General features: G+C 72.9%; 17 protein-coding genes. 7 read left to right on the top strand and 10 right to left on the bottom strand.

Features of this window, described 5'->3' with window-relative positions:
* Positions 1-27 precede the first annotated feature (27 nt).
* The gene (locus tag AB0D28_RS24545) at positions 28-279 is read right to left on the bottom strand and encodes a hypothetical protein (RefSeq protein WP_357389336.1); all 252 of its coding nucleotides are present in this window, start codon (positions 277-279) and stop codon (positions 28-30) included.
* A gap of 5 nt (positions 280-284) precedes the next feature.
* Positions 285-626, bottom strand: coding sequence for a DivIVA domain-containing protein (locus AB0D28_RS24540; protein ID WP_357389334.1), 342 nt, complete (start codon positions 624-626; stop codon positions 285-287).
* Positions 627-703: 77 nt separating this feature from the next.
* Between AB0D28_RS24540 and AB0D28_RS24535 the strand changes: the two genes are divergently transcribed.
* Entirely contained in the window at positions 704-1,120 is a 417-nt protein-coding gene (locus AB0D28_RS24535) for a winged helix-turn-helix domain-containing protein (RefSeq protein ID WP_030503874.1), read from the top strand.
* 15 nt (positions 1,121-1,135) lie between these two features.
* Here the strand turns inward: AB0D28_RS24535 and AB0D28_RS24530 are convergent, their stop codons facing one another.
* Positions 1,136-1,540 carry an Asp23/Gls24 family envelope stress response protein gene (locus AB0D28_RS24530; RefSeq protein ID WP_262014031.1) on the bottom strand — a complete coding sequence of 135 codons (405 nt, stop codon included), beginning with the start codon at positions 1,538-1,540 and terminating at the stop codon, positions 1,136-1,138.
* Positions 1,541-1,632: 92 nt separating this feature from the next.
* Positions 1,633-3,771: an ABC transporter permease gene (locus AB0D28_RS24525; RefSeq protein WP_357389332.1), complete on the bottom strand. Its 2,139-nt coding sequence runs from the start codon at positions 3,769-3,771 to the stop codon at positions 1,633-1,635.
* 143 nt (positions 3,772-3,914) lie between these two features.
* Here AB0D28_RS24525 and AB0D28_RS24520 point away from each other — a divergent pair, with 143 nt between their 5' ends.
* Complete coding sequence (locus AB0D28_RS24520) at positions 3,915-4,559, top strand: helix-turn-helix domain-containing protein (RefSeq protein ID WP_357389330.1); 645 nt, start codon at positions 3,915-3,917, stop codon at positions 4,557-4,559.
* 38 nt (positions 4,560-4,597) lie between these two features.
* Here the strand turns inward: AB0D28_RS24520 and meaB are convergent, their stop codons facing one another.
* Positions 4,598-5,599: a methylmalonyl Co-A mutase-associated GTPase MeaB gene (gene meaB, locus AB0D28_RS24515; RefSeq protein ID WP_357389328.1), complete on the bottom strand. Its 1,002-nt coding sequence runs from the start codon at positions 5,597-5,599 to the stop codon at positions 4,598-4,600.
* Positions 5,600-5,664: 65 nt separating this feature from the next.
* Entirely contained in the window at positions 5,665-6,858 is a 1,194-nt protein-coding gene (locus AB0D28_RS24510) for an acetyl-CoA C-acetyltransferase (protein WP_357389326.1), read from the bottom strand.
* A 62-nt stretch (positions 6,859-6,920) separates the two neighbouring features.
* Between AB0D28_RS24510 and mce the strand changes: the two genes are divergently transcribed.
* The 5 genes from mce to AB0D28_RS24485 all read left to right on the top strand — a co-directional run bounded on the left by mce (position 6,921) and on the right by AB0D28_RS24485 (position 14,265).
* A complete protein-coding gene (gene mce, locus AB0D28_RS24505; RefSeq protein WP_357389324.1) occupies positions 6,921-7,385 on the top strand; it encodes a methylmalonyl-CoA epimerase in 465 nt (154 codons plus the stop codon).
* 299 nt (positions 7,386-7,684) lie between these two features.
* Positions 7,685-9,040, top strand: coding sequence for a crotonyl-CoA carboxylase/reductase (ccrA, locus tag AB0D28_RS24500; RefSeq protein WP_357389322.1), 1,356 nt, complete (start codon positions 7,685-7,687; stop codon positions 9,038-9,040).
* A 263-nt stretch (positions 9,041-9,303) separates the two neighbouring features.
* Complete coding sequence (locus tag AB0D28_RS24495) at positions 9,304-10,554, top strand: DivIVA domain-containing protein (RefSeq protein ID WP_357389320.1); 1,251 nt, start codon at positions 9,304-9,306, stop codon at positions 10,552-10,554.
* Positions 10,555-10,725: 171 nt separating this feature from the next.
* Positions 10,726-12,801, top strand: coding sequence for a hypothetical protein (locus AB0D28_RS24490; RefSeq protein WP_357389319.1), 2,076 nt, complete (start codon positions 10,726-10,728; stop codon positions 12,799-12,801).
* 360 nt (positions 12,802-13,161) lie between these two features.
* Complete coding sequence (locus AB0D28_RS24485) at positions 13,162-14,265, top strand: AI-2E family transporter (RefSeq protein ID WP_357389361.1); 1,104 nt, start codon at positions 13,162-13,164, stop codon at positions 14,263-14,265.
* 4 nt (positions 14,266-14,269) lie between these two features.
* Here AB0D28_RS24485 and AB0D28_RS24480 read toward each other — a convergent pair whose 3' ends face one another.
* From AB0D28_RS24480 to AB0D28_RS24465, 4 genes are all read right to left on the bottom strand, one after another.
* Positions 14,270-15,079 (bottom strand): alpha/beta hydrolase, encoded by an 810-nt coding sequence (locus AB0D28_RS24480; RefSeq protein ID WP_357389317.1) that lies wholly within the window; start codon positions 15,077-15,079, stop codon positions 14,270-14,272.
* Positions 15,080-15,146: 67 nt separating this feature from the next.
* Positions 15,147-15,479: a hypothetical protein gene (locus AB0D28_RS24475; RefSeq protein WP_120573406.1), complete on the bottom strand. Its 333-nt coding sequence runs from the start codon at positions 15,477-15,479 to the stop codon at positions 15,147-15,149.
* 61 nt (positions 15,480-15,540) lie between these two features.
* Positions 15,541-16,593 carry a hypothetical protein gene (locus AB0D28_RS24470; protein WP_357389315.1) on the bottom strand — a complete coding sequence of 351 codons (1,053 nt, stop codon included), beginning with the start codon at positions 16,591-16,593 and terminating at the stop codon, positions 15,541-15,543.
* Complete coding sequence (locus tag AB0D28_RS24465) at positions 16,590-17,084, bottom strand: SigE family RNA polymerase sigma factor (RefSeq protein ID WP_357389313.1); 495 nt, start codon at positions 17,082-17,084, stop codon at positions 16,590-16,592. The genes AB0D28_RS24470 and AB0D28_RS24465 overlap by 4 nt, the downstream gene beginning before the upstream one ends.
* Positions 17,085-17,099 lie beyond the last annotated feature (15 nt).

Raw genomic sequence — 17,099 nt, 5'->3', positions numbered from 1 at the left:
CGACGAGTGCGCAGGCCGGGCGGCAGGTCACCGGAGGAGGCGGCGGTCGCACGGGCCGTCGTGGTCGGCCCGCAGCAGGCAGCGCCGGCCGCCGACCATCCGCAGATCGCAGAAGACCCGATGGCGTACGCCCTGCTCGTCCTCGGCCGAGACGGTGGTCTCGCCCGGGTCTGCCTGGGCGAGCACGCCCGACCAGCGGGCCACGACCCGGGCCAGGCGTACGGCGCCGGCCAGGTCACCGGCGACCACCGGCAGGTGGATGACGAACCGTTCGCTCATCGGCCCTACACTCCCGTGTTCATCCGCTTCTGCGCCTGCTCGGACTGCCAGCGCCGCAGCGCGTCCCGGACCCGCGCGGTCTCCTCCCGGCTGACGCCGAACGCCCGGTAGACGTCGGCCAGGTCGAGCGCCACCCGGTCGAGGAACTCCTGCACCTCGGCCGGGTCGAGCCCGCGCCGGCCCAGCCGCGTCGTCCGGAACCGCCGTTCCCGTACCTGCCAGGGACGCAACGGCGTGTAGTTGGCTGCCCGGTAGCAGCCCGGCTGGGTGGTGCCGCGACCGGCTCGAGCGCACTCGAAGGAGTCATGTCCGCCGGTTACCGCGCGAACACGCTCCGACCAGAGCAAGAATCCAACATGGCTACAATCCATCATTGCCATAAAGCCTTGATGGATCAGATCTACCGGGGCACAAGGCTTACGTCATGACCATCGATCCGCGCTCGCACACGCCGGTCTACGTCCAGCTCGCCGACCTGATCCGAGAGCAGATCGAATCGGGCGCGCTGCCGCCCGGGGCGAGCGTCGGCAGCGAGTCGCGGCTCAGCCAGGAGCATCAGATCGGCCGCGACGCGGTCCGGATGGCGATTTCGCTGCTGCGGTCGGAAGGGCTCGTCACCACAAGCCGTCCGCTCGGCACGCGGGTCCGGGAGACGCCGCAACGCAGGCAGGTGGAGCTGGCCGCGGGCGCGAGAGTCGTCGCGCGGATGCCTACCGGCGCCGAGCGCCGGAACATGCTGCTGGACGAGGGCGTGCCGGTGCTCGAGATCCACGGCCCGGAGGGCGACGTGGAGTTGCTGCCGGGTGACGAGGTCGAGCTGACCCGCCCGGCACACGACTGAGCCGGGCGGCGCGCGTCAGGCGGTGGGCGTACCCATCGCCACGTCGTCGACCTTGATGTTGATCTCGTCGACCCGCAGGCCGTACGCCTCGACGGCGGACGCGACAGCGATCCGCACCTCGTCAGTCACCTGCGGAACCGGGTGGCCCGCCTCGATCACGAGGACCAGGTTGATCACGGCCGCGCCGTCGGTGACGTGGGCCGTGCAGCCCCGCCGGGCGTCGCCGACCTGGTCGAGCCCGACCCGGTCGAGCACCGCGTTGAAGAACCGGGCCACGTCACCGCCCAGCTCGGCCACGCCGGGCACCCCCCGGGCGGCGGCCACCGCGATCTTCTCCACCACCTCGTCGGAGACGTGCGTGGTCCCGGCCGCCACCGCGTCCGGCGTCACCTGAAGTTCCTGGGTCGCCTCGTCAGCCATGCTCTCCCACCCGTCGCACCGCCCCGCGCCGACGGCGTGGGGCGGTGCGAGCGTACTAGGCGGAGGCGGTCCGCAGTGGACGGCCGCCCGGTTCAGCGTGCCCCGGCCGGCGCCGGCTCGCCGATCCCGTCCAGCCCGCCGGAGGTGCCCGGCACCGGGTGCGGCCCGGCGCCGCCCGCTGCCTGCTCGCGACGCCGGAGCCAGCGGTCGACACCGAGGTTGAGCAGCAGGCCGACCGCCGCCCAGACCGCCACGACGGCCAGGTTCCGTCCGACGCCGACCCCGCCGAAGTAGACGAGCGACCGGGCCGTGTCCACCGCTGCGGGCAGCGGCAGGACGCCCTGGAGCGTCCGGAAGAACTCCGGCACCATGTAGACCGACAGGCCGCCCCCGGACGCGGGCACGCCGGCCATCATCAGGACCACCATCATCGGGATGATCGCGGCGAGGCCGAAGGTACGGGTGAACACGGCGGTCACCAGCGACACGGCGAAGATGGTGAGCGCGCCGAAGCCGATCATCTCCAGGGCGTGCCCGTTGACCGCGCCGATGATCACGTCGAACAGCAGCCACAGCCAGGCGGACATGCCGATCGCCCAGCCACCGAGGATCGGCAGGAACTGCCGCAGCCGCCGGATGTGCGGTGCCCCGCCCCGGAGCACCGCGAGCATCAGGAAGCCGGACATGATCCAGGACATGCCGACGTACAGGCTGTTGCTGCCCATCGTGTCGGTCTCGCTCAGCGGCGACACGTCGGTGACCGCCAGTGGCATCTGCTGCCCGGCCGCGACCTGCTGGAACATGGTCTGGACCATGGTGTGCTGGCTGGACCCGGCGGCCGAGGACGAGTACAGCGTGGCCTCGCCACCGGGCGTGGACGGCAGCACGTACGCGGCGACCAGGTCACGCGCGAGGATGCGCTCGCGGGCCTCGTCCACCGATGCGGCCACGGAGATGTCGACGACGCCGTTCAGGCCCGCCCGCAGCCCGGCGGCGGCCCGCTCGGCCTGCTCCGGGACGGCGGCGACCACCGCGACCGGGATGTCGTGGGGCTCCGGCTTGTGCATGGAGAAGCTCATCAGGCCCACCACGACGACAAGGATGCTCAGCGGGAACGCCGCGACCGTCGCGTACCGGAATCGCTTGGACCGCGGCGGCCCGCCGGCCAGCGCGGGCAGCGGCGTGTCCGGGCCGTCGACCTGCGGTGCCTGCGGGATGGGTGCCCCACCGCGCTCCTTGAGCAGGCAGAGCGCCACGGCGGCGACGATCCACGCGGCGAGCGTCAGCAGGTGGACGCCGATGCCCCGGCCGTCGAAGTAGAGCGCCGACCGCAGCGCCTCGCCGGCCGCCGGCAGGGGCAGTACGCCGTGCAGGAACTGGAAGAACCCGGGCATCGTGTGGACCGGCAGCGCCAGGTTCGACGCGGGCATGCCGAACACGACGAAGAGCAGCATCCCGAGCAGGACCGCCAGCGGCCCCATCAGCTTGGTGAACAGAAGCTGGGCGAGACCGACGGCGGCGGTGGCGAGCATGCCGACGCCGAGGAACGTGAGGTAGTGGCCGTCCACCGCGCCGACGACCGGGCCGAGGATCAGCCAGACGATCGTGCTGGTCAGCGCGGACCAGCCGGCGACCAGCGGGACGAACCGCCGCAGGCGCAGCAGGTGGGGGGTGGCCATCAGGAGCAGGCTCAGCGGCACGTACCCGGCGAGCATCATGCCCATCGCGGCGAACAGCACGGCGATGCCGGCCCGGTCCTCGTCGGGCAGCGCCGCGACCTCCTCGACCGTTGACGTCCACTGCTGCTGCACCGCGACCGGGGCGAGAAGCTGCTGGGCGGTGGCGGAGGCGGAGGCCCCGGCCGCCGAGGCCGTGAAGATCGTCGCCTGGTCCGACCCGGCGGCCGGGAGTTGCAGCGCGCCGCTGATCTGCCGGTCCCGCAGCAGCTCGACCGCGGCGTCCCGGGACGTCACCAGGCGGGCCTCGACCGGCTCGCCGGGGGTGGCGTTGAGCGCGTCGACGACGCCCTGCGCCTGGGCGCCGCTGCCGACCACCGCCACCGGCATCTGCCGGGGGTGTGGGGAGTGCATCGTCGCCACGTAGGTCGCGAACATCATCGTGACCATGAGGAACGGCATGACGAAGAGGGCGACCGAGCGGATGATCCGTTCCTTGCGGTCGGCGGCGTTCGGCTCGGCGGTCGCCGGGTCGGTGGTGGACGGCACAGGCATGCTCCGGACTGGGTTCGCGGCCGCGTCGGGCCAGAATGTAAGTCACCTGACTTACGTAGTGTAGGTGACGCCGGCACCGGACCAAGAAACGACTAGGTTTGGCCTGCGCCACAGTCGCGCGGTCCACGAGGAGGGGTGCGGTCATGGCACGGTCGGAGGCAGCCCGCGTCGCGCTGCTCGACGCGGCCGAACGCCTGTTCGCCGAGGAGGGGATCGCCCAGGTCTCCGACCGCCGGGTGGCCGAGGTGGCCGGCAACACCAACCACTCGGCGGTGCGCTACTACTTCGGCGGCCGGGAGGGCCTGCTCCGGGCACTGGTCGCCCGGCACATGGACGCCCTCGCCGGACCTCGCCGGGCGATGCCCGAGCAGCCCGACTCGGTCCTCGGCGACGTGCGCAGTCTCGTACAGCCGTCCATGGCGGTGCTCGCGAGCCTGCCCCGGCCGAGTTGGCGGGCCCGCTTCCTCGCCCAGGCCCTGCACGACCCGACGCTGCGGGTGCTGATGCGCGAGGCGTTCGAGTCGGCCTTCGTCGACCTGCCGGCCCGCGCGTCGCTGGCGTCGCGCCTGGCGCACCTCGACCGGGGAGTGGTGGCCGGCCGGTCGGCGCTGATCGCCCGCATCGTCATGACCGCCACCGCCGAGGTCGAGGCCCGGGCCGAGCAGGAGGGGCAGGACCCGCGCTGGCTGGACGTCGGCGACTTCCTCGCCGACGCCATCGCCGGCATGCTGGCGGCTCCGGTCAGCCGGCCCGGAGCCGCCAACCCGCTCACCGACGCGGAACTCTGAGCCCGGAGGCGGGCCGGCCGAACCCGGCGGCCGCGCCTTCAGGAACCGAGCTGGGCCAGCAGCTCGTCGGCCGCCGCGTACGGGTCGAGGGCGCCCTCGGCCACCTTGGCCGCGAGCGTCGGGAGCTGCGTACCGTCGCGCAGTGAGCCGATCCGGGCGCGCAGCACGCCCAGCGCGATGGCCTCGATCTCGGCGGCGGCCCGCGCCTCCCGGCGGCGGCGCAGCTCGCCGTGGCGCTCCAGCCACTCGCGGTGCTTGTCGATGGCGGCGGCGATGTCGTCGATGCCCTCGGCGCGCGCGGCGATCGCGCGCACCACCTGCGGACGCCACTCCCCCGGCCCGCGCTCGCCGAGCGCGATCATGCCCTGGATGTCGCGGACCGTCGCGTCCGCGCCGTCCCGGTCGGCCTTGTTGACCACGAAGACGTCGGCGATCTCCAGGATGCCGGCCTTGACCGCCTGGATCGCGTCGCCCATTCCCGGCGCGAGCAGCACGAGCGTGGTGTCGGCAAGCGACGCCACCTCCACCTCGGCCTGCCCGACGCCGACGGTCTCGACGAGCACCACGTCGCAGCCCGCGCCCTCCAGCACCCGCACCGCCTGCGGCGTCGCGGCGGAGAGCCCGCCCAGGTGACCCCGGCTGGACATCGAGCGGATGTAGACGCCCGGGTCGGTCGCGTGGTCCTGCATCCGGACCCGGTCACCGAGGATGGCGCCGCCGGTGAACGGGCTGGACGGGTCGATGGCCAGCACGCCGACCCGGTGGCCGCGCGCTCGCAGCGCCCGTACCAGCTCGTTCGTGGTGGTCGACTTGCCCACCCCCGGCGAACCGGTCAGGCCGACCACCTGGGCGTGCCCGGAGTACGGCGCGAGCGCCGCCGCGACCTGCGGCAGCACCTCGTCGCCGGACTCGACCAGGGTGATCAGCCGGGCCACCGCGCGGGGGTCGCCCGCGCGGGCCCGTTCCACCAGCATGGGTACGTCCCGGCTGCGGCGCACCGGGCCGGTGGCCGCCGCCGGGGCGTTACTTGCGTCGTTCACAGTGCCGCCTTCGTTCGCGACTGCGGGGCTCGCAAACCCGGCTCACTCCTCGCACTCACAGATAATCAGCTCTCGGCGCCGTTCGGGACGTGGATGATCAACGCGTCGCCCTGCCCGCCACCGCCGCAGAGCGCCGCCGCGCCGGTGCCGCCGCCGCGCCGCTTCAGCTCCATCGCGAGCGTGAGCACGAGACGGGCGCCGGACATGCCGATCGGGTGGCCGAGCGCGATCGCGCCACCGTTGACGTTGACCTTGTCGGGGCTGATCCCGAGGTCACGGGTGGACTGGATGCCCACCGCCGCGAACGCCTCGTTGATCTCGATGAGGTCGAGGTCCTCGATGCTCAGACCACCCTTCTTCAGGGCGTGGTTGATCGCGTTCGACGGCTGCGAGTGCAGGGAGTTGTCCGGGCCGGCCACGTTGCCGTGCGCGCCGATCTCGGCCAGCCAGGTCAGGCCCAGCTCCTTGGCCTTGGCCTTGCTCATCACGACCACTGCGGCGGCGCCGTCGGAGATCGGCGAGGAGCTGCCGGCGGTGATGGTGCCGTCCTTGGTGAAGGCGGGACGCAGCCGGCCCAGCGACTCGGCGGTGGTGTCCGGGCGGATGCCCTCGTCCTCGCTGATCACCAGCGGGTCGCCCTTGCGCTGCGGGATGATCACCGGGGTGATCTCCTCGCCGAAGTGGCCGTTCTTCTGCGCGGCGGCGGCGCGCTGGTGGCTGGCCGCGGAGAACGCGTCCTGCTCCTCGCGGGTGATGCCGTGCTTCGCGCCGTGCCGCTCGGTGGACTCGCCCATCGAGCAGCAGTCCCAGGCGTCGGTGAGGCCGTCGAGGGCCATGTGGTCCTTGACCGTCACGTCGCCGTACTTGTAGCCGGAGCGCTGCCCGAGCAGCAGGTGCGGGGCGTTCGTCATGGACTCCATGCCGCCGGCCACCACGACGTCGAACTCACCGGCCCGGATGAGCTGGTCGGCGAGCGCGATCGCGTCCAGCCCGGAGAGGCAGACCTTGTTGATGGTCAGCGCCGGGGTGGACATCGGGATGCCGGCCTCGACGGCCGCCTGCCGGGCCGGGATCTGCCCGGCGCCGGCCTGGAGCACCTGGCCCATGATCACGTATTGGACCTGCTCGGGCGCGACGCCGGCGCGCTCCAGGGCCGCCTTGATCGCGATGCCACCGAGCCGGGTCGCGGGGAGGTCCTTGAGGTTGCCCAGCAGGCGCCCCATCGGGGTCCGCGCGCCGCTGACGATCACCGAAGCCATTGCCTGCCTCCGAGGGGGTGCCGACCTGTACGCCTTAACGATTGTTCGGTCAGACTAGCGTCATGGCTGAGAACTCCCCCGTCGAGCCCGCTGCCGAGTTTGTCACAGACATCGGCCTGCGCCGCATCGACCACGTCGGGATCGCCGTGGCCGACCTGGACGCCGCGATCGACTTCTACCAGCGCACCTTCGGGATGCGCTGCGTGCACACCGAGACCAACGACGAGCAGGGCGTACGCGAGGCGATGCTCGCGGTCGGGCCGGACGCCTCCGGCGGCATGGTGCAGCTGCTCGCCCCGCTCTCCCCGGACACCACGATCGGCAAGTTCCTGGACAAGCGCGGGCCGGGCATCCAGCAGGTCGCGTACACGGTGGCGGACATCGACGTGGCGTGCGCGGCGCTGCGCGAGCGCGGCGTACGGCTGCTCTACGACACGCCCCGGCGCGGCACCTCGGACTCCCGGGTCAACTTCGTGCACCCGAAGGACGCCGGCGGCGTGCTGATCGAGCTGGTCCAGCCCGCCTGAGCCGCAAGGAAGGGCCCCTTCTTAACAGACGTCTGTTAAGAAGGGGCCCTTCCTAACAAGTGGGAACGCGCGCGGCCGTGCGCGCTTGCGCGTTCCCACGGACAGCTCCACTCATCGGTGGATGCAGTTTTTCACAGAGGGCTTCCCGCTTTAGCTACCGTTCAGTAACGTCCGCCGGACAGGAGCGCGACCGGTGCCGGAATGTGTCGATTGCCGACATGGCGGTCCCGTCGCACCGGCGCCGACGATGGCAGCACCCCTGCCCGCGTTGTGCGGGTGCGGACTAACGGGAGGTCACCGTGCAGGACATCCTCGAAGCGATCATGGCGGCGGAGGGTTCGTCGCAGCCGGAGCGGGAGCTCGCCGGCCTCGCCGGCCTGCCCGTGCCGGAGAGCTACCGGGGCGTGGTGGTGCGTGCCGAGGACACCCGCATGTTCGAGGGCATGGCCACCCGTGACAAGGACCCGCGCAAGGCCCTGCACGTGCAGGAGGTGCCGGTCCCGGAGCTGGGCCCGGGTGAGGCGCTGGTCGCGGTGATGGCCAGCGCGATCAACTACAACACGGTGTGGACGAGCATCTTCGAGCCGCTGCCCACGTTCAAGTTCCTCCAGCGCTACGGCCGGCTCTCCGAGCTGACCCGCCGCCACGACCTGCCGTACCACGTGGTCGGGTCGGACGCCGCGGGCGTGGTGCTGCGTACCGGGCCGGGCGTGACCAAGTGGAAGGCCGGCGACGAGGTGGTCGCGCACTGCCTGTCGGTCGAGCTGGAGGACTCCGCCGGTCACGACGACACGATGCTCGACCCGCAGCAGCGGATCTGGGGCTTCGAGACCAACTTCGGCGGCCTGGCCGAGCTGGCGATCGTCAAGGCCAACCAGCTCATGCCGAAGCCGCGCCACCTGACCTGGGAGGAGGCGGCCAGCCCCGGGCTGGTCAACTCCACCGCGTACCGGCAGCTCGTCTCGCACCACGGCGCGAACATGAAGCAGGGCGACGTGGTGCTGATCTGGGGCGCCTCCGGCGGCCTCGGCGGGTACGCCACCCAGATGGCCCTCAACGGCGGCGCGATCCCGGTCTGCGTGGTCTCCTCGCCGGAGAAGGCCGAGCTGTGCCGCAAGATGGGCGCCGAGCTGGTCATCGACCGGACCGCCGAGGGCTTCAAGTTCTGGAAGGACGAGGAGACCCAGGACCAGGACGAGTGGCGGCGCTTCGGTGAGCGCATCCGCGAGCTGACCGGCGGCGAGGACCCGGACATCGTCTTCGAGCACCCGGGCCGGGAGACGTTCGGCGCCAGCGTCTACGTCGCCAAGAAGGGCGGCACGATCGTCACCTGCGCCTCCACCAGCGGCTACAACCACCAGTACGACAACCGCTACCTGTGGATGCACCTCAAGCGCATCGTCGGCAGCCACTTCGCCAACTACCACGAGGCGTGGCAGGCCAACCGGCTGGTCGCGCTCGGCAAGGTGCACCCGACCGTGTCGAAGACCTACGCGCTGGAGCAGACCGGCCAGGCCGCGTACGAGGTGCACCGCAACGCGCACCAGGGCAAGGTCGGCGTCCGGTGCCTCGCCCCCACCGACGGGCTCGGCGTCCGCGACACCGAGATGCGTTCGCGCCACGAAAGCGCCATCAACCGGTTCCGCGGTCACTGACCGTACGGTCGTCAGGGATTGCCTTTCCGGCCGACCGGGGCACCATTCGACCGGCGTACGCACAAAGGGCCGCGGGTACCGACCCGCGGCCCTTTTCGCGCCGCCTTCCGCGCAGAAGCCCGACCCGCCCCACCCGCCCGGGAGCTGCCAAGATCGCCAGTTGGTCCGTTGTCACCGGCCGACCGAGTTGACCATGTAAACAGGACGCGAAAGGTGCCGACCGCTCTTGCGAACCACCCTGGGGCGTCTGCCAGTATGTCCCAATGCCCCAGCAGCAGTCCTCCCCTCTCGCGTTCTTCGATAACGCGAACTCACAGCCCGATTTCACCGTTGGCCTGCGTGGTTACAACACCAACCAGGTCGACGACTTCATCGGCCGCCTCACCGCCGCCCTGAGCCAGTCCGAGCAGGCCCGGGCCGAGGCCGAGCAGCGGATGAACGACGCGCAGCGCCGCCTGCGGCAGGCCGAGCAGCGCCAGAACGCCCTGGAGCAGAAGCTCACCGAGACCAACAAGCAGCTCGAGGAGAACAGCCGGCCGACCCTGTCCGGCCTGGGCACCCGCGTCGAGCAGATCCTGCGGCTGGCCGAGGAGCAGGCCAACGACCACCGCAACGAGGCCAAGCGCGAGTCGGAGGGCATCCTCTCCGCCGCCCGCCTCGAGGCGCGTGAGATCACCGACAAGGCGCGCGCCGAGGCCGCCGCCATGAAGGCGACCGCCGAGCGCGAGGCCGGCAGCGTCCGTACCGCGGCCGAGCGGGAGGCCGCCGAGGTTCGCGTGCAGGCCCGCCGCGAGGCCGACACGCTGCGCGCCGACGCCGACCGGGAGACCAAGCAGCTCCGTACGGTCACCGCGCACGAGGTCGCCGAGCTGAAGTCGACTGTCGAGCGCGAGGTCGCCACGCTGCGCGCCACCGCCGAGCGGGAGATCACCCAGCAGCGGGCCAAGGCCGCCCGGGAGGCCGAGGAGAAGCGGGCCGAGGCGACCAAGCTGCTCACCGACGCGCGCGACAAGCGCGACAAGGACCTCCAGGCCCTGGAGCTCCAGCTCGCCGAGCGGCGGGAGAAGGCCGAGCGCGAGGAGTCGGAGCGGCACGCCGCCCAGGTCGCGCAGACCCAGAAGCTGGTGAACGAGGCCGAGCAGCGGGCACGCGCCGCGCAGGAGCGGGCCAAGGAGATCGAGCAGCGGGCCGAGTCCCGGCGGGTCGAGTCCGAGCGCACCGCCAACGAGACAGTCGACAAGGCCAAGGCGCTCGCCGACAAGACGCTCAACGAGGCGCGCGCCGAGGCGCAGCGGGTGCTCAACGAGGCCCGCACCGAGGCCGAGCTGACCACCCAGGCGGCCCGCCGCGAGGTCGAGGACCTCACCCGGCAGAAGGACGCCGTCACCTCGCAGCTCGGGCAGATGCTCTCCGGCCTGGCCGGCATCGTGCCGGGCGTGCCGGCCGGCGGCAAGACCGAGACGCCGAAGGCCGACGCCTCCGCGCAGAAGGTGACGGCCGAGTCGGCCGGCTGACCGAACACCCGCTGTCGGGGGCATGAGCCACGGCGCGGGGTGACACCGGGTGACCGGTGTCGCCCCGCGCCGTCATGCTTGTGCGGACCGTTTCGCCAGGAGGGTGAAGTAGCTCCCAGAAGGGGCGTCCGTATCGCCCCAGCAGAGCCGGTTGCGTGTGAGGATGGGGGCATGTCGCACGGCGAGGAACTGTTCGCGCTCGGCGGGGACGTGACGACGGAGCCCAGCTTCGAGTCCGCCCTTCGGGGGTACGAGAAACGGCAGGTCGACCGCTACGTCGCTCGCGCGGAGCACGAGATCGCGGCGTTGACCACCGAGCGGGAACAGGCGTACACCCAGATCCACAAGCTGGCCGGTCAGGTCGAGGTGCTGCAGCGCGACCTGGCCCAGGTGCGCAAGCAGGTGGGGGTGGTGGACCGGGCCTCGTTCCGGCACCTGGGTCCGCGCGTCGAGCAGATCCTCACCATGGCGGAGGAACAGGCCGACGAGATCCTGAGCGCCGCCAACGAGGAGATCGAGGCCCGCCGCGCCGCCGCCGAGCACATCGTCGAGGAGGCGCGGGAGCAGGCCGCCCAGGCGCTGAAGGACTTCGAGATCGCGCTGGCCGCCCGCCGGGCCGAGGAGGAGCGGCACACCGCCGCCCGCAAGGCCGAGGCCGAGGCCACGCTCAAGACCGCCAAGGAAGAGTCGGCGCAGCTGCGCAAGGCCGCGCAGGACGAGTCGGCGAAGCTGCGTACGGCCGCGCAGGACGAGGCCGAGAAGCTGCGCCGCACCGCCCAGGACGCGCTGGCGAAGGCCCAGCAGGAGGCCACCCAGCTCCGCGACACCGCCAAGGAGATCCACTCCCGGGCCCAGCAGGAGGCCGCCCGGCTGCGCGAGGCGGCCAAGGAGGTGCTGGCCAAGGCCCAGCAGGAGGCGAACCAGCTCCGCGAGGCGGCCAAGGAGGTGCACGCCAAGGGGCAGCAGGAGGCCAAGCGGCTCACCGACGCCGCCGCCGAGGCCGGCCGGGCCACGCACGCCAAGGCGCTGGCCGAGGCCAAGAAGATCGTGGACGACGCGGAGGAGGCGGCCAAGGCCACCCGCGGCCGGGCCCGCGCCGAGGCCAGCCGGCTCACCACCGAGGCCACCGAGGCCGGCAAGCGCAACCGCGCCGAGGTCGAGGCGTACGTGCAGCGCATGCGCACCGAGACCGAGGCGTACGTGCAGCAGTCCCGCGCCCAGACCCAGCAGGAGCTGGGCGCGTGGCGGGCCGGGGTGGAGAAGGAGGTCACCGAGCGGCGGGACAGCGCGGAGAAGGAGCTGGCCCAGCGCCGGGCCGCCGCCGAGCAGGAGTTCGCCAAGCGCCGGGACGAGCTGGACAAGCAGCACGCCAAGCGGCAGGAGGAGCTGGAGCAGGCGTACACCACGCGGCGCGACGAGATCGAGCGCACCGCCGCCGACGTCCGGCAGGCCGCCGAGGCGGACGCGCTCAGCATGCGGCAGCAGGCCGAGCTGGAGGCCGCCGAGCTGCTGCGCCGTGCCGAGGCGGACGCCGGCGCGCAGCGCCGCAAGGCCGACGAGCACGTCGCGGCCTCGCGGCGCCAGTTCGAGGAGTACGCGGCCACGACCCAGCAGCACCTGGCCACCACCCAGCAGCACCTGGCCGCCACCCAGCAGGAGGTGGCCGCCGGCCGGCAGCAGCTCGCCGGGGTGATGCTGGAGATCGCCAAGGCGCAGCAGGAGCTGGCCGACCTGCGTACCGAGACCTGGAAGTCGCGGCAGGAGTCCGACGACCTGCAACGCCGCCTCGGCGACCTGCGGCGCGACGCCGACTCGGCCGGGATCGCGGCCACTCCGGTCGACCCGGACGAGCTCGCCACTGCCGCGTCCGCCGGCCGCTCGACCGGCGACGGCGAGCCGGCGGGCGGCGACGCCCCGGCTGATGTCCCGGTCGGTGGCGGTGCGCCGGTGGCCGCGAAGGCCGACACGAAGGCCGACACGAAGGGCACCACGCCGGCCAAGGGCGACGGCGAGCCGGCCGAGGCGGGCAAGGCCAAGCCGGTCGGTGAGCCGGTGACCACCATGGACTCCCCCGCCGGGGCGGGCGTCGACGGCGAACCGACTGTCGCCGCCGTGCCGGGCGAGGGTGGCCGGGGCGCCACCCCGACGAAGATCACCAGCACCGGCGAGAACGGCAAGCGCCCCACCAAGCCGACCACCGACGAGCGCAGCGCCAAGCCCAGCGCCGTCACCGTCGACAAGGACTGATCCGACCGCCTCGGATGCCGCTACTTCGGCCGAAGTGGCGGCATCCGGCCCGCCCGGATCACGCGACTTCCCTGAACCGCCGGCCGGCGAGCGCGGCGGCAGCGGTGGTGGTGGGATGGCCGGCGCGGGGTGGCGGCGACTACCCTGCGGGCAGAGGGTCGCGCGTCGGCCGGGGACGTCACCGGCGGGCCGCCGGGGAGCGGGGAGAGCCGGGAGGCACGGGTGTCGCAGGAGGGCTCCGCCGCCCACGAGGACGAGGCCGCGGACGTGCACATCGCCGGCCCGGTGAAGCCCGCGAGCGAGACCACACGCGCCGCCGCGAGCGACACCACGGGTGCCGCGAGGAGCCCGCGAACCGGCATCGAGGCGAGCAGCGAGCGGCCCGCCGACGTCGAGCCGGGTGAGTTCGAGCCGAGCGGGCGCTTCGGTGTGCCGGGGCGGCCACTGCGGCGCAGCGCCTTCCTGATCGGCTTCACCGGCGCGCTCGGCGTGCTGCTGGCGTACGCGCTGTTCCTGGGCCTGCGCAACGCCGCCGGCATCCTGGTGCTCGTGGTGATCGCGCTATTCCTCGCGGTCGGCCTGCACCCGGCGGTGGTCCGGCTGCGCAGGTGGGGCGTGCCGCGCGGGCTGGCGGTGGCGGTGGTGACGCTCACCCTGCTCGCGCTGATCGTCGCCGGCCTGCTGGCGCTGGTGCCGCCGGTGGTGACCCAGTCCGGCCAGTTCGTGCAGCAGCTACCCGGCTACGTCGAGGAACTGCGCCGCAATCCCACAGTGAACGACCTGGTGATCCGGTACGACGTGATGGAGCGGGTCCAGGCGGCGGCGAACGCGGACACGATCGGGCGGGCGCTCGGCGGCGTGCTCGGCGGGGCGCAACTGATCTTCGGGACGATCTTCCGCCTGCTCACCGTGCTGGTGCTGACGATCTACTTCCTGGCGTACTTCGACAAGCTGCGCGAACTCGGGTACGCGCTGGCACCGCGCTCGCGCCGGGAGCGGGTCCGGCTGATCGGCGACGAGATCCTGACCCGGGTCGGCGCGTACATGGTCGGCGCGCTCGCCATCGCGGTGCTGGCCGGCGTGACCACGTTCGTGTTCGCGCTGGTGGTCGGGCTGCCGTACCCGTTCGCGCTGGCGGTGGTGGTCGCGGTGACCGACCTGATCCCGCAGATCGGCGCGACGCTGGGCGCGGTGGTGGTGACGCTCGTCGGGCTCGCCACCGACCTGCCGGTGGGCATCGCGTGCCTGGTGTTCTTCATCCTCTACCAGCAGGTGGAGAACTACCTGCTCTATCCGAAGATCATGCGCCGGGCGGTGTCGGTGAACGAGGTGGCGGCGTTGCTCGCCGCGCTGCTCGGGGTGGCACTGCTGGGCGTGGTGGGCGCGCTCATCGCGATACCCACGGTCGCCGCGTTGCAGTTGATCCTGCGCGAGGTGGTGCTGCCCCGCCAGGACGCGCGCTGACCCGTTACTCGGCGCGTCGCTGGGCCGGGCCGGGCACCGGGGTGTCGGCGAACGCGGCTACCGTACGGTCGGCGTACGCGCTGACGTCGCCGGTCTCCATCGGGCCGTCCCAGGTGGTCGGCAGCGGCAGCGGCACGCCGGGGGCGACCCGCCGGACGATCTCGTCCAGCACCTTCTCCGCGTCGCCGACCCAGAGGTGCTTGGCGCCGTCCACGCCCACCACCTCGGCCTGCGGCACGGCGGCGAACCGCTGCCGGGCCTCCTCCGGGCGCAGGTAGTCGTCGAACTCGGGGACCAGCGCGGTGAGCGGCTTGCCGGAATCGGCCCAGACCGCCAGGTCCTCCGGGGCGGAGAAGCGCAGCGGCGGGGAGAGCAGGATCGCGCCGGCCACCGCCGGGTCGCAGCCGTACTTCAGCGCCAGGTCGGTGCCGAACGACCACCCGACCAGCCAGATGTTCGGCAGCTCGTGGAACTCGGCGTACTCGATCGCGGCGGCCACGTCGAACTTCTCGCCGACGGCGCCGTCGAAGGCGCCCTCGCTGGTGCCGCGGACGCTGCTGGTGCCCCGGGTGTTGAACCGGAGCACGGCCAGGCCGGCCAGTGCGGGCAGCCGCCAGGCGGCCTTGCGGAACACGTGGCTGTCCATCATCCCGCCGTGGGTGGGCAGCGGGTGCAGGCAGACCAGCGTGGCGGCCGGTTCGCGGTCCAGCGGCCGGGCCAGTTCGCCGACGAGCGTCAGCCCGTCGGCGGTGTGCAGCTCGATGTCCTCCCGGCGGCCGGGCAGGATCGACGACGCGCGAATCGGAGTGCTCACGCCTGCCAGTCTCCCGTGTCGGCGGCTCCGCCGCCCACCGGGACGGGAACCTGGTGATCCAGATCGCTCAGCCGTAGCGCGGGGCGCCCCGGCCGCGCTGGAGGTTCGGCCCACGCCGGTCCCGGGCCCGCCAGCAGCCGGAGTGCCAGTGCCGGCGGTCGGTCAGGTCGCCCCGGTCGTCGGCCGGCCAGGCCACCAGGTGCGCCACGCCGGGGCGGATCTCCTGGTCGCAGCCGGGACAGCGGTACGTCTTCACCGACGCCCCGCCGCTGATCGCGCGTATCTGCCAGTCGCCGTCGCGCCACTGCTGCACTGTCGGCACGCCGTGGCGGGCACGCTCGGCGTCCAGGCCGGGGCCTTCTTCCCGGCGAGGGCGGTTGCGACGGGGGCTCACGGTCACCAAGCGTACGGTCCGCCGGCCGGACCGGCCCGAGTCGGGCGGCCGGCCGACGGACGAGCGCTCAGTCCCAGGTCTCCGGGCGGGTCGGGTCCGGCGCAACCCGGACGCCGCCCAGCACGAGCGCCGCGTCGAGTTTGTCGAACCCCTGCTCCGGCCAGCCGTAATCGGCGAGCAGGCGCGACTTCGGCACGCCCAGCAGCTCGATCCGGTCCTGTGCGGAGTAGAGGTGGGCGGGACGCCCGCCGATCGTCATGTTGCGGTCCACGGTTTGTGGCGAGATCTCGGCCGCGTACTGGTAGGAGACGCTCATCTGATGGTTGTCGGCACGGGCGATGCCGAACCGGGCGGTCACCAACCGCGGGAAGCCGGTCACGTTGACCCGGCAGCTGGCGACCCGGGCGCCGTCCGGCACGGTCGTGACGCGGGCCGGAGCACCACAGCGGCGCGCCTCGGTCAGCCGCAACGCCTCGGCCGCGACGGTCAGCGCCGTGTCCTGTTGCGCCGATACGCTGGCCCGCGCGTACAACCCGGGCACCGGTCGCCACTGCCGGACCTGGATCGGCATCCCGTCGACGGTCAGCGTGCTGGTCCGGCCGTCGAACGCCGCCTCCTCGGCGAGCGCAGCGACCTCGAACGGCACCCCCTCGGCGCTGGCATCCCGCAACGTCTGCGACGAGCGCGCCAGCTCGACGGTGACCTTACGCCCGTCGCCGACGTCCAGCCCGACGGTCTCCCGGCCCTGCGACGCCTCCCAGCTCAGGTAGCGGACCCGGGTGGTGTCGACGCCGAAGTGCAGCACCCCGGCGTCTGTGCCGACGACCTCCGGCGCGGCCGCCGCTCCCGGCGCGGCCCGCATCAGCGGTGGCGCTGCACCGGCCGACGCGGCCGGGCCCGCCGGGCCGGTGAACGGCCGGTCCACGCCCGGCAGGCCCGGGACGACGGCCAGGCCACCGAGCAGCGCGACCAGGGCGAGACCTCCACCGAGCACGGCCCGCCGACGGCGTAGCCGACGACGGCCACCCGTCACGGCCCCGGCGGTCAGCCGGTCGATGTCCACGGCACCCTCGGCGTGCTCCCGCAGCGCCGAGGCGATCCGTTCGTCGAGGTCGGTCACGGCCGGCTCCCCTTCGTCATCGGGACGCCGCAGCGCTCCCGGAGGTGGGCGAGCGCCCGCATCGCGTGGGTGCGGACGGTGACCGGGGAGCAGTCGAGGATCTGGGCGATCGTGGCGTCGTCCAGGTCCTCGTAGTAGCGCAGCACCAGCACGGCGCGCTGGCGGTCCGGGAGGGCGCGGATCAGCCCCCACATCTCGTCCCGGTCGGCCGCCTCGGCGCCCAGGTCGCCGCGTCCGGGCCGGTCGGCGAACGTGTCCACCGCCAGCTCACGGCTGGACCGCCGCCGCCACCAGGACGTGTTCGCGTTGACGAGCATCCGGCGCACGTACACGTCGGGCCGGTCGGCCCGGGCGATCTTCCGCCAGTGCACGTACGCGCGCGCCAGCACGTCCTGCGTCAGGTCCTCGGCGCGGTGCGCGTCGCCGGTCAGCAGCCGGGCCAGACGCAACAGAGCCGGGCCGCGGCTGCCGACGTACTCCTCGAAGGTCACACCTCGAAGACGCCG

Origin of the sequence: Micromonospora sp. NPDC048169, from assembly GCF_040652815.1 — a bacterium.
In the GTDB taxonomy this organism is placed as follows: Bacteria; Actinomycetota; Actinomycetes; order Mycobacteriales; family Micromonosporaceae; genus Micromonospora.
Note: the sequence above shows the minus strand (reverse complement) of the source record. Positions and strands in the feature narration are given on the sequence as shown.